Origin of the sequence: Terasakiispira papahanaumokuakeensis (genome assembly GCF_001709345.1) — a bacterium.
Classification (GTDB): Bacteria; Pseudomonadota; Gammaproteobacteria; order Pseudomonadales; family Halomonadaceae; genus Terasakiispira; species Terasakiispira papahanaumokuakeensis.
This window is the reverse complement of the sequence record NZ_MDTQ01000001.1, coordinates 1,320,469-1,339,082: the sequence shown is the minus strand read 5'-3', so window position 1 is coordinate 1,339,082 and position 18,614 is coordinate 1,320,469. Positions and strand designations below refer to the sequence as shown.

The 18,614-nt window shown below is 52.3% G+C and carries 14 protein-coding genes; 4 read left to right on the top strand and 10 right to left on the bottom strand.

Going from position 1 to position 18,614, the window contains the following annotated elements:
* On the bottom strand, window positions 1-501 hold a 501-nt coding region (locus BFW38_RS05810), incomplete at its 3' end, for a contractile injection system protein, VgrG/Pvc8 family (RefSeq protein WP_175400943.1).
* A 213-nt stretch (window positions 502-714) separates the two neighbouring features.
* Between BFW38_RS05810 and BFW38_RS05805 the strand changes: the two genes are divergently transcribed.
* On the top strand, window positions 715-975 hold the full coding sequence (locus BFW38_RS05805; protein WP_068997527.1) for a PAAR domain-containing protein: 261 nt from the start codon (window positions 715-717) through the stop codon (window positions 973-975).
* A 37-nt stretch (window positions 976-1,012) separates the two neighbouring features.
* Here BFW38_RS05805 and BFW38_RS05800 read toward each other — a convergent pair whose 3' ends face one another.
* The 9 genes from BFW38_RS05800 to tssJ all read right to left on the bottom strand — a co-directional run bounded on the left by BFW38_RS05800 (window position 1,013) and on the right by tssJ (window position 15,484).
* Entirely contained in the window at window positions 1,013-2,275 is a 1,263-nt protein-coding gene (locus BFW38_RS05800; protein WP_068997525.1) for a hypothetical protein, read from the bottom strand.
* A 5-nt stretch (window positions 2,276-2,280) separates the two neighbouring features.
* Window positions 2,281-3,417 (bottom strand): type VI secretion system protein TssA, encoded by a 1,137-nt coding sequence (gene tssA / locus BFW38_RS05795; RefSeq protein ID WP_245686083.1) that lies wholly within the window; start codon window positions 3,415-3,417, stop codon window positions 2,281-2,283.
* Window positions 3,418-3,498: 81 nt separating this feature from the next.
* Window positions 3,499-4,032: an Hcp family type VI secretion system effector gene (locus tag BFW38_RS05790; RefSeq protein ID WP_068997522.1), complete on the bottom strand. Its 534-nt coding sequence runs from the start codon at window positions 4,030-4,032 to the stop codon at window positions 3,499-3,501.
* Window positions 4,033-5,073: 1,041 nt separating this feature from the next.
* Complete coding sequence (gene tssM, locus BFW38_RS05785) at window positions 5,074-7,572, bottom strand: type VI secretion system membrane subunit TssM (protein WP_245686082.1); 2,499 nt, start codon at window positions 7,570-7,572, stop codon at window positions 5,074-5,076.
* Entirely contained in the window at window positions 7,560-8,600 is a 1,041-nt protein-coding gene (gene tagF, locus BFW38_RS05780; RefSeq protein ID WP_218186368.1) for a type VI secretion system-associated protein TagF, read from the bottom strand. Before tagF ends, tssM begins: the two co-directional genes overlap by 13 nt.
* A complete protein-coding gene (locus tag BFW38_RS05775; protein ID WP_084004479.1) occupies window positions 8,597-12,685 on the bottom strand; it encodes a type VI secretion protein IcmF/TssM N-terminal domain-containing protein in 4,089 nt (1,362 codons plus the stop codon). The genes tagF and BFW38_RS05775 overlap by 4 nt, the downstream gene beginning before the upstream one ends.
* Before the next feature lie 19 nt (window positions 12,686-12,704).
* The gene (icmH, locus tag BFW38_RS05770; RefSeq protein ID WP_084004478.1) at window positions 12,705-13,505 is read right to left on the bottom strand and encodes a type IVB secretion system protein IcmH/DotU; all 801 of its coding nucleotides are present in this window, start codon (window positions 13,503-13,505) and stop codon (window positions 12,705-12,707) included.
* Window positions 13,502-14,851, bottom strand: a complete 1,350-nt coding sequence (gene tssK, locus BFW38_RS05765; protein WP_068997520.1) for a type VI secretion system baseplate subunit TssK — start codon at window positions 14,849-14,851, stop codon at window positions 13,502-13,504. The genes icmH and tssK overlap by 4 nt, the downstream gene beginning before the upstream one ends.
* A gap of 33 nt (window positions 14,852-14,884) precedes the next feature.
* Window positions 14,885-15,484, bottom strand: coding sequence for a type VI secretion system lipoprotein TssJ (gene tssJ, locus BFW38_RS05760; RefSeq protein ID WP_084004477.1), 600 nt, complete (start codon window positions 15,482-15,484; stop codon window positions 14,885-14,887).
* 887 nt (window positions 15,485-16,371) lie between these two features.
* Between tssJ and BFW38_RS05755 the strand changes: the two genes are divergently transcribed.
* The 3 genes from BFW38_RS05755 to tssB all read left to right on the top strand — a co-directional run bounded on the left by BFW38_RS05755 (window position 16,372) and on the right by tssB (window position 18,592).
* The gene (locus tag BFW38_RS05755; protein WP_068997519.1) at window positions 16,372-17,037 is read left to right on the top strand and encodes a copper resistance protein NlpE N-terminal domain-containing protein; all 666 of its coding nucleotides are present in this window, start codon (window positions 16,372-16,374) and stop codon (window positions 17,035-17,037) included.
* A gap of 89 nt (window positions 17,038-17,126) precedes the next feature.
* A complete protein-coding gene (locus tag BFW38_RS05750) occupies window positions 17,127-17,945 on the top strand; it encodes a hypothetical protein (RefSeq protein ID WP_069000243.1) in 819 nt (272 codons plus the stop codon).
* A 113-nt stretch (window positions 17,946-18,058) separates the two neighbouring features.
* On the top strand, window positions 18,059-18,592 hold the full coding sequence (gene tssB, locus BFW38_RS05745; protein ID WP_068997518.1) for a type VI secretion system contractile sheath small subunit: 534 nt from the start codon (window positions 18,059-18,061) through the stop codon (window positions 18,590-18,592).
* The last annotated feature ends 22 nt before the right edge of the window (window positions 18,593-18,614 follow it).

Genomic DNA, 18,614 nt, shown 5'->3' with positions numbered 1-18,614 from the left:
TCGATACTGGACGCAGTAGCTGCGCGGCGGGTATTCACGGCGGGTATCAAAACGATAGCGCCCGGCAGCTTCGGCATGGGCATCAAACACTTGAGTGGCAATATCGACCACATTAAGGTTTTGAAAGATGCGGCTGTCACGGCCAAGTTTGAGCAGGGAGAACCAGGGCACCAGCGTCAGCTGATAGTAATAAACGCCGCCATCTTCACCCAGCAGAGCCGCTTCTTCGACCAAGCCATTGAGGTCACGATAACTACCATCGGCCTGCATCAGCGAGAGGGTGGCCGGTTGCGCCATCAAGGTTTTCAGCTCGATGTCACCGCGCTGGGAAATGCAATCCAAACGATAACGAAACGGCTGGCCCATCGCCTCTTGCCCGACCAGCCGGTGCGGCAGCATCGGGCCTGCGGCCGGGACATCCAATTTCAGTAAACGCTGATGCTGAGACAGGGCAATATCGAACTGCTCAAGCAAGGTGTCGACAAATGAAGTTTCGGCCATGGTTGAGTTTTCCTTTAGGCTGACAATCTGAGCCAGATCGTCCTGTTCACTAGACTCGACGCCAAGTGTCTCCAATCACTTACGTTTGCATGAAGCACACTTGACTCCCTAGATTCTGCTGAGTGGCTGCATAGCAGCCGATTTGTACCAACGCCCAAACACGGGCGAATGTCTTTTTCTTCCCACGGACTCAACATTCAAGGAATCCCGCTCATGCAAGGCGTCATTGTTGTTGGAGATATCACCAGTCACGGCGGTACAGTCGTTTCGGGGCAACCCAATTATTTGCTGGAAGGGATACCCGTCGCCTGTGTTGGCGATGCGGTCGTGTGTAAAATTCATGGGCCTGGCGTGATCATTGAGGGCCATCCCACTTGGACCATTAACGGCAAGCCAGTCGCCTTGCATGGTCATCAAACATCCTGTGGTGCCACGCTGATTTCTTCACACATCCCAGTAAAAGGGCATGAATAATCACCCTTTCATCACCATCTAGGGCATACAGTGGCGTTCACGACGCCACTCGCCCTTCACCTTGATAAGACGTATCACTGTGAGCCGAAGCCCTCGTTTCCAGCATGATCACGGGGGTAGTCTCGTCCTGATTCACACTGAACACAGCCACACTGGCCTCAGCGCCCTCAGTTAAGGCCGCAGCCAAGGCCAATTGAATCAGTGGTGCAACAACCCCTGGCCAGCCACACAAAGCATCCACTGCCGCTCCGTGCTCAATCAGATCAATATGGGGATAACGCTTCATCAATAAGGTGGCCAACTCAACGGAACGTCCAGGCAGGCTCAAGGTATCAACGACAATAAAGTCGGGAACCCCGTGATCTGGTGACTGCTCGGGTTGTGATGAGTGCTCGGGTTGTGATGAGTGCTCTGCGAAGTGTTCTGATAGGGCCTGATCCAAGTGATCAGCCGCTCGACGCTGGCGATCACGGGAAGGATGGCGACAAACGAAGCCAGGACGCAACAACCACCCCGCTTCATCACCGCGATCGGTATGTTCGGATGATGGCGTTTCAGATAGCAGCTTCTCAGGTCGTATCTTTTCAGATAACAACGGCTGCCGTTTAAACAGTAGACCTGACGCGGCTTCGCCAGGACGCAAGCCAACCGGTTGTGTGGTCGTAGCCAAGCACTGTTGGTGAGATAACGCAGAGACCCCCGGCGCATGAACACAGGAGCCTGCGCCCAGCAACAGCACCCAGGGCGCTGCAGGCTGATCACCCGGCGCCAATTGCTGGTGAAGGGTATGCAGCGCCAGTGGACGACAGCTTTCAACACGCTGAACATTGACCGGTAACCGTAACGCGGACAGGGTGTCGCGCAATAAGGTGTGTACCTGATCCCGAACATGCCCGGTTAAGTCGGTACTCCAGATCACATCCAGGTCGGGCAGCCCCCCATCCTCGTTCCCTGGCACGGACAATAACAGCGCAATCAACTCATCGAGCCAAGTCTGCAATAAACGCCATTCTTTGATCGCTGCGGCATCAGTCAACTGAACGGGGACTTGATCCACCAGTTCAGGAACACGATAGACCAACAATGTTTCGCCGTGAGGGCCAATGAGGCTTACATCACGCTCAGGCGCAACTGGTTCAGGCCAGTCATCTTTCGCCACCCGGCCTGAGGGCGTCAGTGTAATCGCATCAATTAAATAGAGACGTTGAGGGTCATAGAGTACCGGCGCCGCCTCGGGCACTTTCGGCTCAGGGGTAGGGCGACGCTGATAAAGCTGATCGTAAATCGATGTTTTGGACATGAGGATCAGTCCTCGTGACGGACAGTACCCAAGGTATCGCGAATACCCTCAATGATGCCGTCATCTTTGATGACATCACACAGCCAATCTTCCAATGGCATACGCCCCCATTTAATGGCGCGTTCAACCAGGTAAGGCACAGGGCTATGCGGCTCTGTTTGCTTAAAAAAGGCGGCGACCCCCGCCAGCATCTCAAACGCTTCATCGCGGCTTTCAGGGCGCGTACGCAACACCCCTGTGGGCTGCGATTTGGCCGCAGTCGCCGAGCGCTCGACCGGGGTCTCGCTGTCATCGGGCTGAGCCTCGGATGACGACATCATGGCGGTATCCGCAGTATCCGCCGCCGGCGCTTCATCCGTCACCCCGCGTTCAGACAGCAGGCGCACCAACAACTCATGCACTTCTGAAAGTCGATTCAGTAGAGGCCTAAAGCTAGGGCCTTCCACACCAAAGTGAGCATCAGAGGTCGTCTCCAACGCGTTCACAGCGCCAATACAGGCACTCACACGGTCACGTTGGTGACGTAGAAAATCTGTTTCGGTCAAGACAACCGAACGTTGAAAAATCTCAGCATTGATTTTGCCTTCATCAAGCGCCTGCCCCATCGCATCGGGGTCATGCCGCGCCTGATTTTCGACTTGGCGCGATTCTTCATAATCGGCCAGGGCATACCTTTCCCCCTCAATCAGAGGCAAGGTGTAAACCACTTCAGTTAATGTCGAAATCAACCAGTTCAAGCGTGCAATACGCTCATCAGGGTCAGGATCAAGCTGGGGGTGAAGCGTCTCCCAAAAACGATTCAACAGTTCTTGGGTGAGATTCATACCAAAATGAATCCCTTCGAAGCCGTTGCGGTGAGCCAAACCCTCAGTTAACCAACCCGATAACTGAAGATCTTTACTCTGTTCTCGCAATGCTTGTGCTGACAGCTTGATCACTTCAGCCCAATCCGACTGTTTCAGCTCCTTTTGCCAATCGCCCTGCGGTAAATAAGCCGCATCCGCCCGGCGCGCCTCTTTAATCTCATCAAATAACAATGAGAAACTGAGATCTTCACCACTGCCCTCTTCCATGGCGTGCAGCAACTCTTCTAATGACAAGTCATCAAACGAGAGGGGATTCAACGTCGGCATTGCAGTCATGACATCGACCTGTGATCAGCAAATACAAAAGATGCGCGAGCCCCAAAGGACTCGCGCCGAGCGGTCATACCTAAATCAAAATTAGGCAAAGACCTTGTTGCGGGAGCGATCCCAACCACCGGCAACATTACCGCCACCTTGACCATCAGAGCGTTTCTGCTGGGTGTAGGTGATTTTGATACGGGCAAAGTTGAACTTGATGGTTTCGTTCGGCAAATCGTGAGCATCTTCAGCGTTCACGACATCCTCATAACTGGCGACAGTGGAAGTCCCTTCCATTTTGGTCGAAGACACAATGACTTCTTCCATTTTGACTTCCATATAGCGCAGTTTATCGCCACCGGCACGATTCACATGTAGGACGACTTCCTTGATGTGCTGACCCTTACAGCAGGCCTCGAACAGTTTTGCCGAAGCCTTGTCAACATTCTTTCGAATGCGGAATTCACTCAGGTTGACACGTTCTGCAGAAGCACCACCGGCAGAACTGGCAGTCGCTGACGTGGACTGACTGGCACCGAAATCAAAGCTCAAAACTTCGATCCAATCCTTGTGTTTGTCGTCCAGGCTTTCACCAGGAATCCCATCGACTTTCAAATACGAATCAAATGCCATGCTCCATTTCTCCCATAGACTTGATTGACTGTCGGCATTCACTGTCCCTGCCTAGGGCCAGTGTTCGTCATAACGGCGCTTTAACACCATCAACTTTTGAATGAAACGCAAGGCCCTGGGCCAACACTGGCTGAATTCACAGCTACCGCTCGGCGCTCATCGTCTAATTAAGGGGCAACCCTTGTCACCCGCTCGCATAGCCCAATAGCAGACCTCAACGTTATACTTAGCCAGCCAATATCAACCAGTGCTTGTCGGATGAGGCGCCATGAGTAAGCGGCATAGAAATGACAATAAAGGATTTCGCATTCCTTGCTACTTAGACCTAATACGCCACAGCCTTCCTGAGTTGCGTTTCGAATACCAAGGTTAGATAAAAGTGTGTCGCTTGGCTGCTGTCGTTATAATTAGACACAAGAAAAGCATTATTTATATTGCATATTTCGATTTATAATGTCTCCACATCCCGACCCCGAGCATTCCTTTATGCGACAATAAAATACAGGCCATTACGGGCCGCCTCTCACCCAATCATGCATAAAAAAAGACACTTACAAAAAACAAAAAACGCTTAATTATCAAGTAGATAGAAAATAAAAAAGCCTTCAAAACCCCACACAAAAACCCTTCAACTCCTTCAGAAAAGAAACATAAAAAAACCACCTTACCGAAAAATAAAAAACAACTAAAAAAGTCAAGCGTCCCTTTTTTGCACCGCCCTGATGTCGCAATAAAACAACAGGCAAAAATAGCAAAAAAACTTATTATTTTTTATCTTTCACCGACCCTTATGGGCCCACTTGAGCTTATTTTTCCCACACCTATCTCAAATAAATACCGCCTTCACCCTTCTGTTGCACTTGTGATTGAGCGCGCGCAGTATCAAGCATTGATGCCATAGAGAGCGTAGACAGTCGAGCTGACACACTCTTGATAAAGCCCATAAAAAAAGCCGACCCTAAAAGGTCGGCGAAACGTCAACATACTGGTGATTCAATCAATGCCATTGCATCCGATCAATAATGCACCTTTCATTAATATTTACTGTTTATGAATTTCAATCTCCACTCGGCGGTTCGGTGCGAGACATTTAATCAACTTGGCCCGAGATAAGTTTTCCTGACAAGTCACTAGCGGACGCTGACTCCCTTCACCATCCGCTTGAATCAAGCCCGAAGGAATCCCTCGACCGACCAAGTACTGACGGACCGTTTGCGCACGCTCCAGTGACAACCGGTGATTAGCTTCCACACTGCCCAAACGGTCGGCGTGGCCGGTGATCACCACCTCGCCTAAGTTCTGTGTATTCATTAATTGCTGAGCCACCGCATTCAACTCCCGACGACCGGCAGTCTGCAACCCCGCATAGTCGCCTCGGCCAAAGGCAAACAAAGTATCCGACCCCAGCATAATCGTTTGAGGCCGTGTCAGACTCTGTTCCAACAGGCTATCAATATAGTTACGAATACTCGTAATCAAAAAAGCATTGCCATTAATACGGGGAACATCCGGATGCGATAACTGCTGGCTATAAAATGCCACCTGAGGCCCTGCCAGATCTAAAGTCCGCTCCAGTGTTTTCGGATTCGGCGTGCGCGCTTCAAGATCCAGATACCAAAAAGCAGGAATATGCTGAGTCAAAAAACGCGCGTCGACTTCATCCCGTGGCGTCGTCGAGAGCATTTCATAAGTATCCAAGGTCTGACGACCAAACTCAGCCAAGGCCCTAGGCTGATTATCCTCAGGCTCAGCATACTGAGCCACACTCTCAATACTGACATCTTCCAAGCGATCGGTATTGCGTTTGTAGACCTTGACCGTCGTTAAGGTGTAGAGCGACTGCGTCAAGTTATGCGCCAGTGGCGCCAGCATCACAGGTTCCAAGGCAGAGAAGTAACGCTGACGAACCGCTTGCTCAACATCCATGCCCTGGTAAAGACCAAAGCCCAAACTCCAAGGCACTTCATCCTGAACAAAATGGCGCTGATCATAACGAGAGGCGGCCTGTCGTAAGGCATCCAGCGTCGCCCAGGGCGCATAACTGCCACTGAAATTGGCATCAGAAGCCTGCGCATGATCAATCTGCTGATCCAGTTGGCGTAACTCATGATGATTGCGCCAAGCCGAAACACTCCAAGCTGAACATAATGCCAATGAGGCCACACTGGCCGCGGTCAGCCAACGACGCTTACGCTGACGCTCATCATCATGATGCGCATAGCGGCTGATCAAGTGCTGATCAGGAATAATCACTTCACTGAAAAGCTCATGAATAAAAAATGGCTTTTCACGCCGTGCCGCTTGCTCACCATTGCGATCACGGCGCAACGCAAACCGTTGATGAACCGTATGAGCCCAAGGGCCAAGTGTCGCCGCTCCCTCCTGCAAGGCACTGACAAAATAGAAACCACGCAAAAGAGGTTCAGCCTGATACGGATTATCATTGGTCAGCATGGTCACAAACTGCTGCAAAGGAGACTCTAGCGTGGAAAACTCCAACGGAAAGTGCCAACTGGCGGGATCTTCTCGTGTATCGCGCACATCCCGGTGAGCAAGATTATACTCACCAATCGCCTCCCAACGATGCTGCAACCGGGCAAAGGCCTGTTCAAACTGCTCAGCCCAGTTGACCGTTTCATGCCCTTCATGGGGGAACGTATGCCCCAACACCTCGGCCTTCTGATCGGCCGATAAATGGGAGAAAAAGTCAGTGAAGCCTTCAATCAGATCGCACTTAGTAAAGACCAGATAAATCGGCAAGCTGGCCTCAAGGCGCTCACGCGCCTCTTGAATTCGCTCGCGCAACTGTTTAGCCAGCTGCTCACGAGACTGCGCCGTGCCACTGATCACATCTTGGATATTGACCGCAACAATCAGCCCATTGAGCGGGCAACGAGGCCGGTGACTACGCAGCAGCGATAAAAAAGCTTTCCATTTACCGCCATCCCCTTCGTGATCCATATAACGACCGGCCGTATCCAGCAAGATCGCATCGGCACTGAAAAACCAATCACAGTGACGCGTGCCGCCCATGCCAGCGACTCGGGCTTGCTCACGATCCGCAAAAGGAAAGTTCAACCCAGACTGATAGACCATTGTGCTCTTACCCGCCGCCGGCTGGCCAATAATCATGTACCATGGCAGTTGATAGAGGGCATCCTGATTGATGCCATGGCGCTTCCCTTTCTGCTTATTCAGACGCTCAACGGCCTGTAATAACTGCTCTCGCAGTAACCCGACCTCTTCACGATCCTGGGGTGATGCATCCAAGACTTCACGATCGGCCTCATCAAGCAATAGATGCTCAAGCTGCTGTTGCTGACCAATCCCGCGGTATAACAACAACACATAGCCCAGCGAGAGGACTAAAAAGACCCCAATCCCCGTCAATAAACTCCCTAAAGACGAAAACCCCAACAGCTGGCCTAGCCACCAGATTAAAAAGATACTGGCAAAGAACAGGCCGCCTAAAACATAAGGGAGATACTTTAATATGGCATATTTCACTAATGACCAGCGAAAGGCTTTCATAGGCTCCATCCGTTACTCATCTCAACGGGCTTCTGACCCGGAAAAACGGCGGTAAACTCATGCAGCGGCTGCTGCATATCCGGTAATTGCAAGTGCCCTGGGTGGGGTTCATCAACGGTAAAAGACGCCAGAACATCAAAGACTTCTGAGTCAGCAGCGCTCCCCTGTAAGGCACGAAAAAAGGGCACCGCTCGCGATGACGGCGGCACAATCAATAATTGTGGCCGCATAAAGTCATCCAATAGCCAGCTACTGTATTCAGGCCCGTTGTGACCTTTTGAAATGTGACCTTTTGAAATGTGACCTTTTGAAACGTGACCGCTTAACCCGTACGAATCGGTCGGCAGCCCTCGCTGTAACCAGCGCAACCAGAGATCAGCGACCGATCGCTTTAATCCGCGCTCTGCAGGTAACGGTAATAGCGCCATTCCCCGTTCAGGCTGCTCGCGCCAGCGCATCATAAGCGCCGCTAATCGATGCAAGGTGGCCTCAGGAATAAATTCAGGCCAGTCACGCTGCAAGCTGGCGGCAATATCAGCAAAACTAAAATCCTGCAGAAATCGCATGTGCACTTGTTGGTACAAGCTCACGTCTTGCGTACTCATAGGCCTTAAGTGATCCATGACCTGCTCGGGCTGAAGGCCACCATGGACCGCGTTAATCAACAAAGACCTCATCTGACCGGATAAAGTCTCGGCCAACGTATGCAGCCCTAACCCTTCAGTTTGCGCCACAATGGAAGGCTCCAGCCGTTGAAAAACGAAAAAAGGATAACGCCGACCACTGGCATCCTGAGAACTGATCATGCCGCCTAACAAACCATGTCCAGCCGCATCCACAAAACTAAAGAAATTCAGTGGCAAGGCATCGAATTGCGCCACCCAATGAGGTTCAGTCTCCGCCCAGTCCACCAGACTACGCTGCAACCAACCATCAAGCGCTCTAACCGTTTCATCATGGGCATTGATGCCGATGAAATCCGCATGCGATGGCAACTTGCCGAAGCAACCCAAGCGACCCGGCATCGACTGACTCATCGCACTAACCTCGGCATATCCAACGAGCGAATCTGTTTCAAATCTGTCATTGAGACACCACCGAAGTTGCGCACTTCAAAACTGATTTCGCCCGCAAACGTCTCCCAACTAAAGCGTTGACGTGCTCGATCCAGCGGCGTGATCCGGGCACTGTAAATCATGCGTAACAGCCCCCAGCGATTGGGGTAGTCAAAAACGGTATGGCGACGCCCAGTGCGAGTGACGATGTCCAACCGCGCCCCGGCTTTTTCCTGCTCACCCGGCCACACCATGCGTTCCCAAACCTGACGGTTATTACGATAGTGCAGCGTCTGCCCATCAATGGTCAGCAGAATATCCGTCACCCCAGGCGTGGGCACCATGCGCACTTCAAACCCATTACGCAGATCCGACAGGCTTTCAATGACACGCCCCAAGGCATCTGCTTTATCCATACTGCGCAACATGCGCGGATCCACCAATGCCGAGCGGGCGCCTTCCTGGCCATCGACCAAAGCCCCGAGCTCATCCTTGCGGAATTTCGCCAAGACCCCGGCATCAGGATCGATGAAATGACGCATATCACGAACTGACGCCTCGTTAACCGAGTCGGCGACGGGATAACGCCCAGCAATCATGTCCTCCCAAGGATCATGCACTTGCGCATCCCAGGCTTGGTTCAACTGATGCCGCGCCGGGCCATTCAACGCCTGCCAAGTATTCTCGACAGGGCGCTCAAACAAGGGCTTAAGTGAAGCCACTAATGAGGAGCGCGAAATATCGACTTGAGCCGCCACAAAATCACGCAATGTTGTAAATTCTGTTTTATCGCCCACTAAAGTGCTGGCAATCAGCTGTTTACTGCGTCGCCCCGGGTTGCGCGCGGATTGAATATTATCGATGCGCGCCTTGAGCTGACGTAAGTCCAGTAAATAATGGTTCAACAAAGAGCCTTCGGCCGTTTGCGACTCGCCTTCATTTTCTAACAAACGACGAACCGGGCGGAAATGCGCGGTCAAAGCCCCATCATTAATGCGCGGCAGATCGGACAAAGCGACACCGGCAGATTCACTTTCCGCCTCAAAAGCCCCGGTGACACGCGTCCAGAAGCCCTGGTCACCACCGGCGGCTTCATCGGCTTTCTCGCTGAGGCGCTGATCCCAACGCGTATTCTGATCCACCGCTTCAAGCAATTGACGTAAGGGCGAGGCCTGCACATCGCCCAACGGCGCTAGGCCACCACTGGCTTGCTTTAAGGTGTCAAAATCAGCGACATGAACACTGCCCAGGAAGCGCTCCCAAGCGACCGCATAATCATGCTTATAACGTTTCATTAATTGGCGTACAAAACGTGCCTTGGATTGCACCGCCGTTTGCATGGCTTCATCATCCAAGACCCAATCTGATTGCTGCTCTAAATCGCCGGAAACCGTCTCCAAAATGGCTGGCCGTACATAGTCTTCCCAGACCTGTCGGGTATAAAAAGCGGGGACAGAACGCCCGGCATACAGCAGTTGATTCGGTGTATCCGGTGCCATATCGGCCAGCGTCAAAGGACGATAACGTTGTTCAACGGCCAGCTGATACTGCAGATAGGTGCGATCAACCAGGCTGCTATCCATCAAAAAGGCATTCAGGCTTTTACGAGACTGGGCCACCAGAAATTCATCCTGTGGCATTTCAGGCGCCGTTTTTTGTGCCAGATAGTGCGCATAAAGCTGACTATTGGCCTGAATCGTCGCCTCATCCCAATCCTTTAAGGCGCCAACGCTTAGCCCGCCATCAGAAGACTCAAGGGATAACTGTTGCAATAACCTGGGCATGACTTCCGCGACAAAGGGCGCTTGATCAGGGTGGGCTTCCGGCTCGGTCAGAATCAGGTACAACTTCAGGCTGGAATAACCTTCGATCAAACGCGCGACTTGGGCTGACGTTAACTGGGTCATCAAACTATCAGACACCACCGGCCCCTGCCGCTGGCCGGATTCACCAGAAAAACGGGGATCATCACCAAGGCCCAAGGTGGGTGCTTGAGGCGTAGACTGGCCCTCCCCTACACGATCTAAACGTTGGTGCATTTCATTGCGTGCATCACTGCGTGTCGACCACCAAGCTTGACGGGCGTTATCGACCGTTCTTTCTTCCAAATCATTGCGCACACTACTGCGCACATCAGACAGGCTCCTCGGACGGCTGAATGTCGGCCCTTGAGTGGCCTGCTCCTGCATTTGCTGAGCCGCTTTTTCAGCAATCGACTGAGCCTGCTGACGGGCCTCATCAGCCGCTTGCTTCACTTTATGACGCTGCTCGTCGGTCATCTCTAGATCAGTGGCAGACTCATCACGCCGTTCAGGCACGTTGAGTCGAGCCGTGAATGCATTGACCGCCTGCAAGCGCTGTTTCAAGTGACTCAACATCGGGGCCAACGCTTGCTCTCGCATCATGGTGGCCCACGCTTGTTTCAAGGTCGGCCCAACCGACTGCCCCTGATATAGCCCCATTCCCCAAGTGATCGGCACGCCTTCACTTTGAAAAGTCTCTTGCTGCTCTAACAATACCGGCCATTGCTGCAGCAGCCTGAGCTGCTGCTCATCGGTCAAATCACCAGGGACTTGCATCGTCGCCAGAGAATGGCTGATCTCTTGCTGCCATTGGCGGTTATGCCAAGTCGAGCTGGCCTGCAACCCCACCATCAGCAACAACAAGCCCGCCCCACCTGCGGTCAACGTCGGGGACCACCGTTGCAGCAAATTCTGACGACTGAGATTACGGTCCGGCAAAATGACCTGGGTAAACACATCACGAATAAAGTAATCACGCGAGGTACTGAATGAACCGGTATGGGATAATCCATCAGCCGACAAGGGCTCTGCTGCAGTCCCACCGGCCAATGGTGCGCTTGCAAGCGGCCCAGTAGACGCTGAAAGGGAGGTTTGGGGGCTTAAAGCAAAAGATTGACGGCACTGCTCATCGAATAGCGCCGGTAACGGTGAGCCTTCTTGCAGCGCACTGGTAAAATAAAGCCCCCGCAACATCGGTGCATCTTCAGGATGAACACGCTGGTCAAAGCGACGAAGAAAATCGCTCAACACCCCAGCCAATTCAGCGAAATAATCAGGGAATCGCAGCAAAGCACTGGAGGCCTCAACGCCTTGGGCTTCAAGCGCCTGATCGACATGATGGTGCAGTTGGCTCACGAGGGTCTGGAAATGTTGATTAAAACTGTCGTGAACGCCTTGCTGGCGGATCTCATCACGAGCGAATGTCATCCCCCAAGGGGTTTGACGAGCCTCAGCATCCAACGATGAGAAGGTGTCAGCAAAGCCGGGCAATAAATCGACTTTACTGAAAAACAGGTAAACCGGCGGATTAACCCCGAGGCACTCGCGATAGCTCTGCATCCGTAACGCCAGCTGATCGGCCAAATGCTGCGCCTCTTGGCGGCTTTCGCGCAACAGCTCAGGCAAACTGACCACCAAGACCAAACCATTGATGGCGGGCTTGCGGCGTTTACGTCGCAGCGTTTTCAAAAAATCTGCAAATTCTGCCGCGGGCTGGTCTTCGACCAAATAGCGACCGGCCGTATCGATCATCACGGCCTCACGCCCGAAATACCAATCACAATGGCGGGTACCGCTCATGGCCGCTGCATCCGCTTGTCCGGCCATGCCATTGGTCATCCCCGAGCGGCTCAGCAGCGAGGTTTTGCCCGCCGCAGAAAGCCCCATAACGAGATACCAGGGCAGTTCATAAAGTGACGCCCCACTGCGTGAATCGCCCAAGGCGGCACGCTGCATCGCAATGGCATGCTTCAGCCGTTCACGCAATACCTGATAGTCACCTGCCTGCTCGGCACCATCACGCTGAACTTCTAACTCAACCAGATTCTCAATACTGCGCTCAGCCCGAATCCGGTAATAGAGGCGCAACACCACCACCAACATCCAAAAGGCGGTCCATAACGCCATACACTGAAATAACGTTTCACGCTCGGCGACCCATAACGGCAACACCAGCACGCATAGCGCAAGCCCGGTCAACCAGAGGAGAATCGCCGCTGGCCAAAAACGTGTCAGCGCTTTAAGCATCCGCTTCATTCGATCCATTACATCCACCTATGCGCCGTCACTGGCGGGTCAGGTCAAACAACTGGTTAATCCGTTCGATCAGTGCCTGGCTTTCATGTCCTAGCCATAAGTTAAGGCCGCCAAACACCAACAGGCACAACAGCACCATCAAAGCGAGATAAACCCAAAGCGGAATGTCATGGCGTAAAAGCTGGCTCACTTGATCCGGCAGTTTCCATGTGGTTGCTGAGACTTCGGGATAATCACGATAGCGCGCAATATCCTGCCCCAGGCCATTGGCCAGATAACGAAGATGATCACGACCTTCTAAGCCATACTTGCCTTCAAAGCCTAATGCCAAGCAGCGGTGATACACTTCCAACACATCGAGGTTGGCTTTAACATCACCGCGCAATGCCTCAAGCCGCTCAAAAAAGCCTTCCCCCGCCAAATGCACGCCGAAATATTTATATTGAAACGGGGTCAGCTCAACATGCTCACGGATATTGCCGCCACCGGCACGCAACACGCTTTCATCCAAAAAAGCGCACAGCGCATACTGAGCATCTTTCACCGCATCCACGCTATAGCGTTCATGCCGAGCCTTACGCTCAAACGTCTTAAACCAGTCATCAACACTTTGTAAGAAGCGCTCAACACTGGTGGCCTGTTCACCCTGGCGGACCATCAACACCATGGATAAAAAATCCCGGGCTAACATCGCCAACGTATTGTCAGGCACTCCTTCAACGATGGCGGCACGCTCGCGCTCGCTCCTAGCGGCGCTCGACTCTGAGCTGGCGTCGGCGTTGACCGGGTGTTTAACATCCAATGTGGAATCGGGCTGAGCTGAAGTCATTTCATCACCGCCATAAGTTCAATGCTGAGGTTACGGAAACCACTGGGGACATAGAAGGCCAGTGCCTGAGCGGCCATCATCCGTTCATAGACGCTGCCATGGGGCTCCAGCGAGAAATAATGGTTATCCAAGCGGACCGGGATAGCGCTAGGCAGACGTGTCGCATGCTCAAGCGTTACCCCAGGCATCGCGGTATTCACGACCACCTCAATCTCTTCAGGTGAGCCGACTTTAAAGGCCCGTGGGACCAAATCAATCAGCTGAGCGCCCGGCATATCGGCATGCACACAAATAAAGAAGTCTGCATCCACCAGCCGCTCATCATGCAAGCGACCGATATAGTAAGAGGGTCGCGTTTGCTCCAGCGGAATCGACACATACTGATTGGGAATCACAATATCCAGCAGCTCACGCACCAGCTTCTCCAAACGCAATAATGACGGCGCTGGATCACCATGTTGATACTCTGGAATATCACTCAACTGGTGCCCCATCGAGAACGTCATCAAGCCTGAGGCCAAACGCGCCAAGAAGCGATACAGTTGCTCGGGGTGCAGTTGCGGATTGGCCTTCATGTGGGCCAATTCAGGCCACGCCTGATTGATGGTGTAAAGCAACCAGAACAAGGTGACATCGGAAGAGCCAAACTCAGCGGCCAAATGAGCATGCTCACGACGTCGGCTGGACAATACATCGCTGCGCGCGCCCAACAACCCTAATAGCCGGTTAATGATTTCGCCCGGCAACGTCACCGCATCCATATGCAAAGCGGGCGGCATAAAACGATGGCTATCGACATCCAAACGACCACTGGCATTGCGCACCATCAAGCCGATCGGACAATGAGAATAACCATCTAACTCATCCGTTTCGAGCAACAGCACCGTGGCATTTTCGAGCATTTCCAGCTCGTTATCTTGAGACCCTTCATTCAGGTCAGGCAGGGTTTCAAAACGTTGGACATATCGACGCTGGCCTTGATGGCCGACATCATCTTCGTGGGTATAACTCGGCGCATAAGGCTCCAACAAACGCAAAGCGATATGAAGCCTGACTTCGCCCTCTATCGCCAAGCCATTTAAATCACGTGCAGGAGGTAACGGATCATGCTGAGGCGCATCAATCAAAGTCCCATCCGGTAACACGACTTTTAGTCGGGTCAACCTCAAGGTGCCCCGCTCCAGTGCGCCTTGATCGAACTCAAGACGCTGAACACCCCAATAAAAAGGCGCCTGACGCTGAGCCAACTCACTCACTGTGCGCTGATGAAACTCATCCTGATGTTGAAAATGCTGAGGTAGAAGGAACATACCTTCTGACCACATAACTCGATTTTGCTTATTCACGTCAGCCTTCCTGAACTGTCGGAAAAAACACCCTCAGTGCCCCATGGCACCGCTGGTCACTTGTAAATCAGCCCCTTCGACGACCTCGATACGATCACCTTCTAGGCGCAAACGAACCCCGTCCGATGACCATAAAATGCCATCGTCTCTGATCGCATCCGCATCAAACGCTACCCGCCATGAACCGCCCGCCGGATTGCGGAAAAAAGCAGCCACGCCAACATACTGCGCCTGCGGAGAAAGTTTGGCGGAATCCTCAACTGACTCATCCGGCAACACCGTGACCTCTCGGCGCGAGACCATTCCATCCGCTAACACCTGCTCATCATCCGACCACAGCTGATCCATCGAGGCTTGAGCAAACCCCTGCAACTCACGTAGCTGATAAATGCGTAACACCACCGAGAGTGGCTGCCCCATCGGATCAGGGTTAACCGCTTCATCGGCCTCAATGGCGACATTCATTTGCGGCGAGTCGCTAAACAACATATCGCCTGCCCAGGAACCATCGACTTGCTGTCCCATACGGCTGGCCACACCACAACCGACCAGGGACAAGCTCGCAGACAGCAACGCAATCGCTGCGATCAGCCGCAATAAATAAGCTTTCCTTTGAATGACACCCCTTGCCATTGATCGCACCCTGTTTGTATTTATTGACGACTCTCGCCATAACCCCGAGTACTCTCTATAACCCCGAACACTCGCCATAACCCCGAACACTCGCCATAAAGATTAAACACTGTTGGCCAAAATCAATGTCGCCAAAATCAGTGTCTTTAGGAGGCAACGCCAGCACCTTAATATGCAGACATCATCACCACTACTGTCTTACTTAAGCAACACTCAAAAATCATAACCACCGTTCCACGCCAAAACCCCATGTCTTCATAAAGCAACAGAATACTTGTCACCTTTTTCCTGTTTATAGTGTCTCCAGTCGTCCACAAAAGATTTTTAATTATCCATCTTTTAGGATGATTAAAGGGATGAATTAATCGGCGTTTTAAGCGGACTAAAGTGGAATCTAAAAAACCTCATTAGCCGCATAAAAATGACATCTTTGCCGATCAAAATGTTACAGGGTGCTGACTGACGATAGGCTTGAAAGCCTTGTTATAAGCGGACCAAAAGAAAGGGTCGAGATTATTGCAAGGATCATTAACCAAGAAAAGATTCAAGAATAATGACTCATTATTCGATCCAATAGACGCTGTAATGAGACGGTCATTGAGCATAATGAATCATCTTAAAAAATTAATGACAATGTCTTCATCAGCCCTATTTTAGACCTAATAATGAGCCATTATTCATGACACCAATTGGCATCATTTAATGAAATTCGCTGTCAATGCAATATGAAACGCGATACACCCGACAGCCCAATGAAGCATTTAATTTGAATGAAAAGGCTGTGCTACCAGGCCAACTTTCAAGCCCCTTGCGGGGGAGAACAAGCCCTTTATGGGGAGAACAAGCGGAAGACAACGTCCGCTTAAAAGGATGAATCGGAAGACGTTATGAAGACGCTCAGGACATTGCCAAAACCGCGCTTAAACGGGACATCCAAGCTCATCGTATGCGGCGCTTTAGTGGCGCTACTCAGTGGATGTGGCGGCCAGGATACTCAGCCTCAACAGGCACCTGACGTCACTGAACGGTTTACCGGGATACTGCCGTGCAAGGATTGCAGCGGCCTACGCCAGGACCTGGTCTTAAAACGCGATGCCGACACCCTGGACCCCACTGAGTTCTTATTAAACGAAGAACGTATCGATGCGCCCGGCGGTGAACGCACCCGCTCCAGCTGGGGCGAATGGGAAATATTACAAGCCCGTTCTCGTGGTAATCGCGCCATTTACCACCTGATCCCCGAACGTGGTGAAGAGCGCTACTTTGAGCGCTACAAAAACGGCTTACAGCCGATCAATGCGCGAGGCCGCGCCCTCGCGCCCATGGGCCCGTTAGATAGCCCATTGCTGCTCACCGAACGTGGGCGCGAACAATTGAAATCACAGACCCAAGTGAGCCAAAAACAGCAGCAAGAAGCACAACAGCAAGCCAAGAAACAAGCGGAACAGCAGCAAGAAGCGGTACGCCAACGCGCACGCTCTGAAGCCAAAGATGAAGCCTATCGCCATGCGCGGCCGCGTACCGATGAATCACGTTGGGGATGGGACGACTGATGCAGCCTGAATTCAATATACCCTTTGAGGGTGCCTGGGGCGAACAAGGGCCTGGCACTGACGAGGTCACGACGCAAGGAGAGACCGCCATGACGGATTCCCTCGACCCTCGCCAGGGGGATCAGCGCGCTTACAGCGAAGTATTCAAGGAAGGCTTCAATATTGAGAGCTTCATTCAGTCACGCAAGCAGACGCGTATTGTCTCTGAACTGATGAAATCTCAGGCGGCGGATTTCCTGAATACGGTCACGCCACTGATCAAGCCCCAAGCGCTTTTTGGTGAATATCTCACCGGCGCCCCCAGAGGCAGCACGCGTGAAGCGCATCACCATTTCAAAGGGCTTAAAGCCCTGTATGAAGAACACGGGAGCGCCAAGCCCTTTAACTTGATGAACGAGCTGGAAACACCGATTGACTTGATCGACTCCACGCCAACGCTCTTTCCACTGGAGTACGACCTACAGATTGAAGGCCTGAGCCGACCGATTCGAATTATTAGCCCGACTCGCTGGGTCGTAGGCTACAAACATTTCGAACTGGCGCGTTTTCGCCAGATTATTCGTGACCCCAATCGCAGCAACTCCGAATTGCATCGCTTTGTCGTGCATTACCTGATGGCGTTTTACTGCTTTAGCCATTCAGGCAACCTCGGACGCCTGTTTAAAGGGCTGCGCTACCCGGTGACTTTCCAGCGTTTAAGAGACTTTGGAGAACTGCCCTTTTGCGTGATCAATGCGCCAGTAAGAGCACGCCTCCCAGAAGAGCAAGTGATTCGCCAAAGTACCGAAATTTCCGGCAGCCATACCTTCGAAGAACTGATTCGCCAACGCGATATCACGGACATGGAGGATGACCTGAAAGGACAACTGCTGGAGGCCCTGGGGCTGTTTGAAACACCTCAGGTTTAAGTCAGACCGAGTTTTAAGTCAGACCGAGATTTAAGTCAGATCGAGATTTAAAAAGTCAGACCGACATGATGAAGACCCATAAGAAGCGCCCAGGAGACTTACAGGAGTAAGGCATGGCTAAAAGCGAAAGCACACAGCAAAAACTCTCACGCGTACGCGCGCCTCGTGTCCACTTGACCTATGACGTCGAGATTGGAGACAGCATCGAGAAAAAGGAACTGCCCTTTGTGGTTGGCGTCATGGGTAATTATTCAGGGAATCCGCTGGAGCCCCTGCCACGCCTGAAGGATCGCAAGTTCGTCAATATCGATCGTGACAACTTTGACAGCGTACTCAAAGGCATGAAACCCCGCCTCAGCTATCGGGTGAACAATACCTTGGCGGATGATGACAGCCAGCTGCCGGTCGAGCTGAACTTCAATGCGTTGGAAGATTTTGAGCCGGAAAACGTCGTGCGCCAAGTTGAACCTTTGCGCAAGCTCTTGGAAGTACGTAACAAGCTGGCCGATCTACGCAACAAAATGGGCGGCAATGATCGCTTAGAAGAGCTGCTCAAAGATGTACTGCAGAACACCGAGAAACTGAACACTCTCGGACAGGAACTGGGCCGGGAAGCGGCCGTAAAACCCCAACAGGATGCCGAGTAACGGCACAGTAGACAGGAGGACT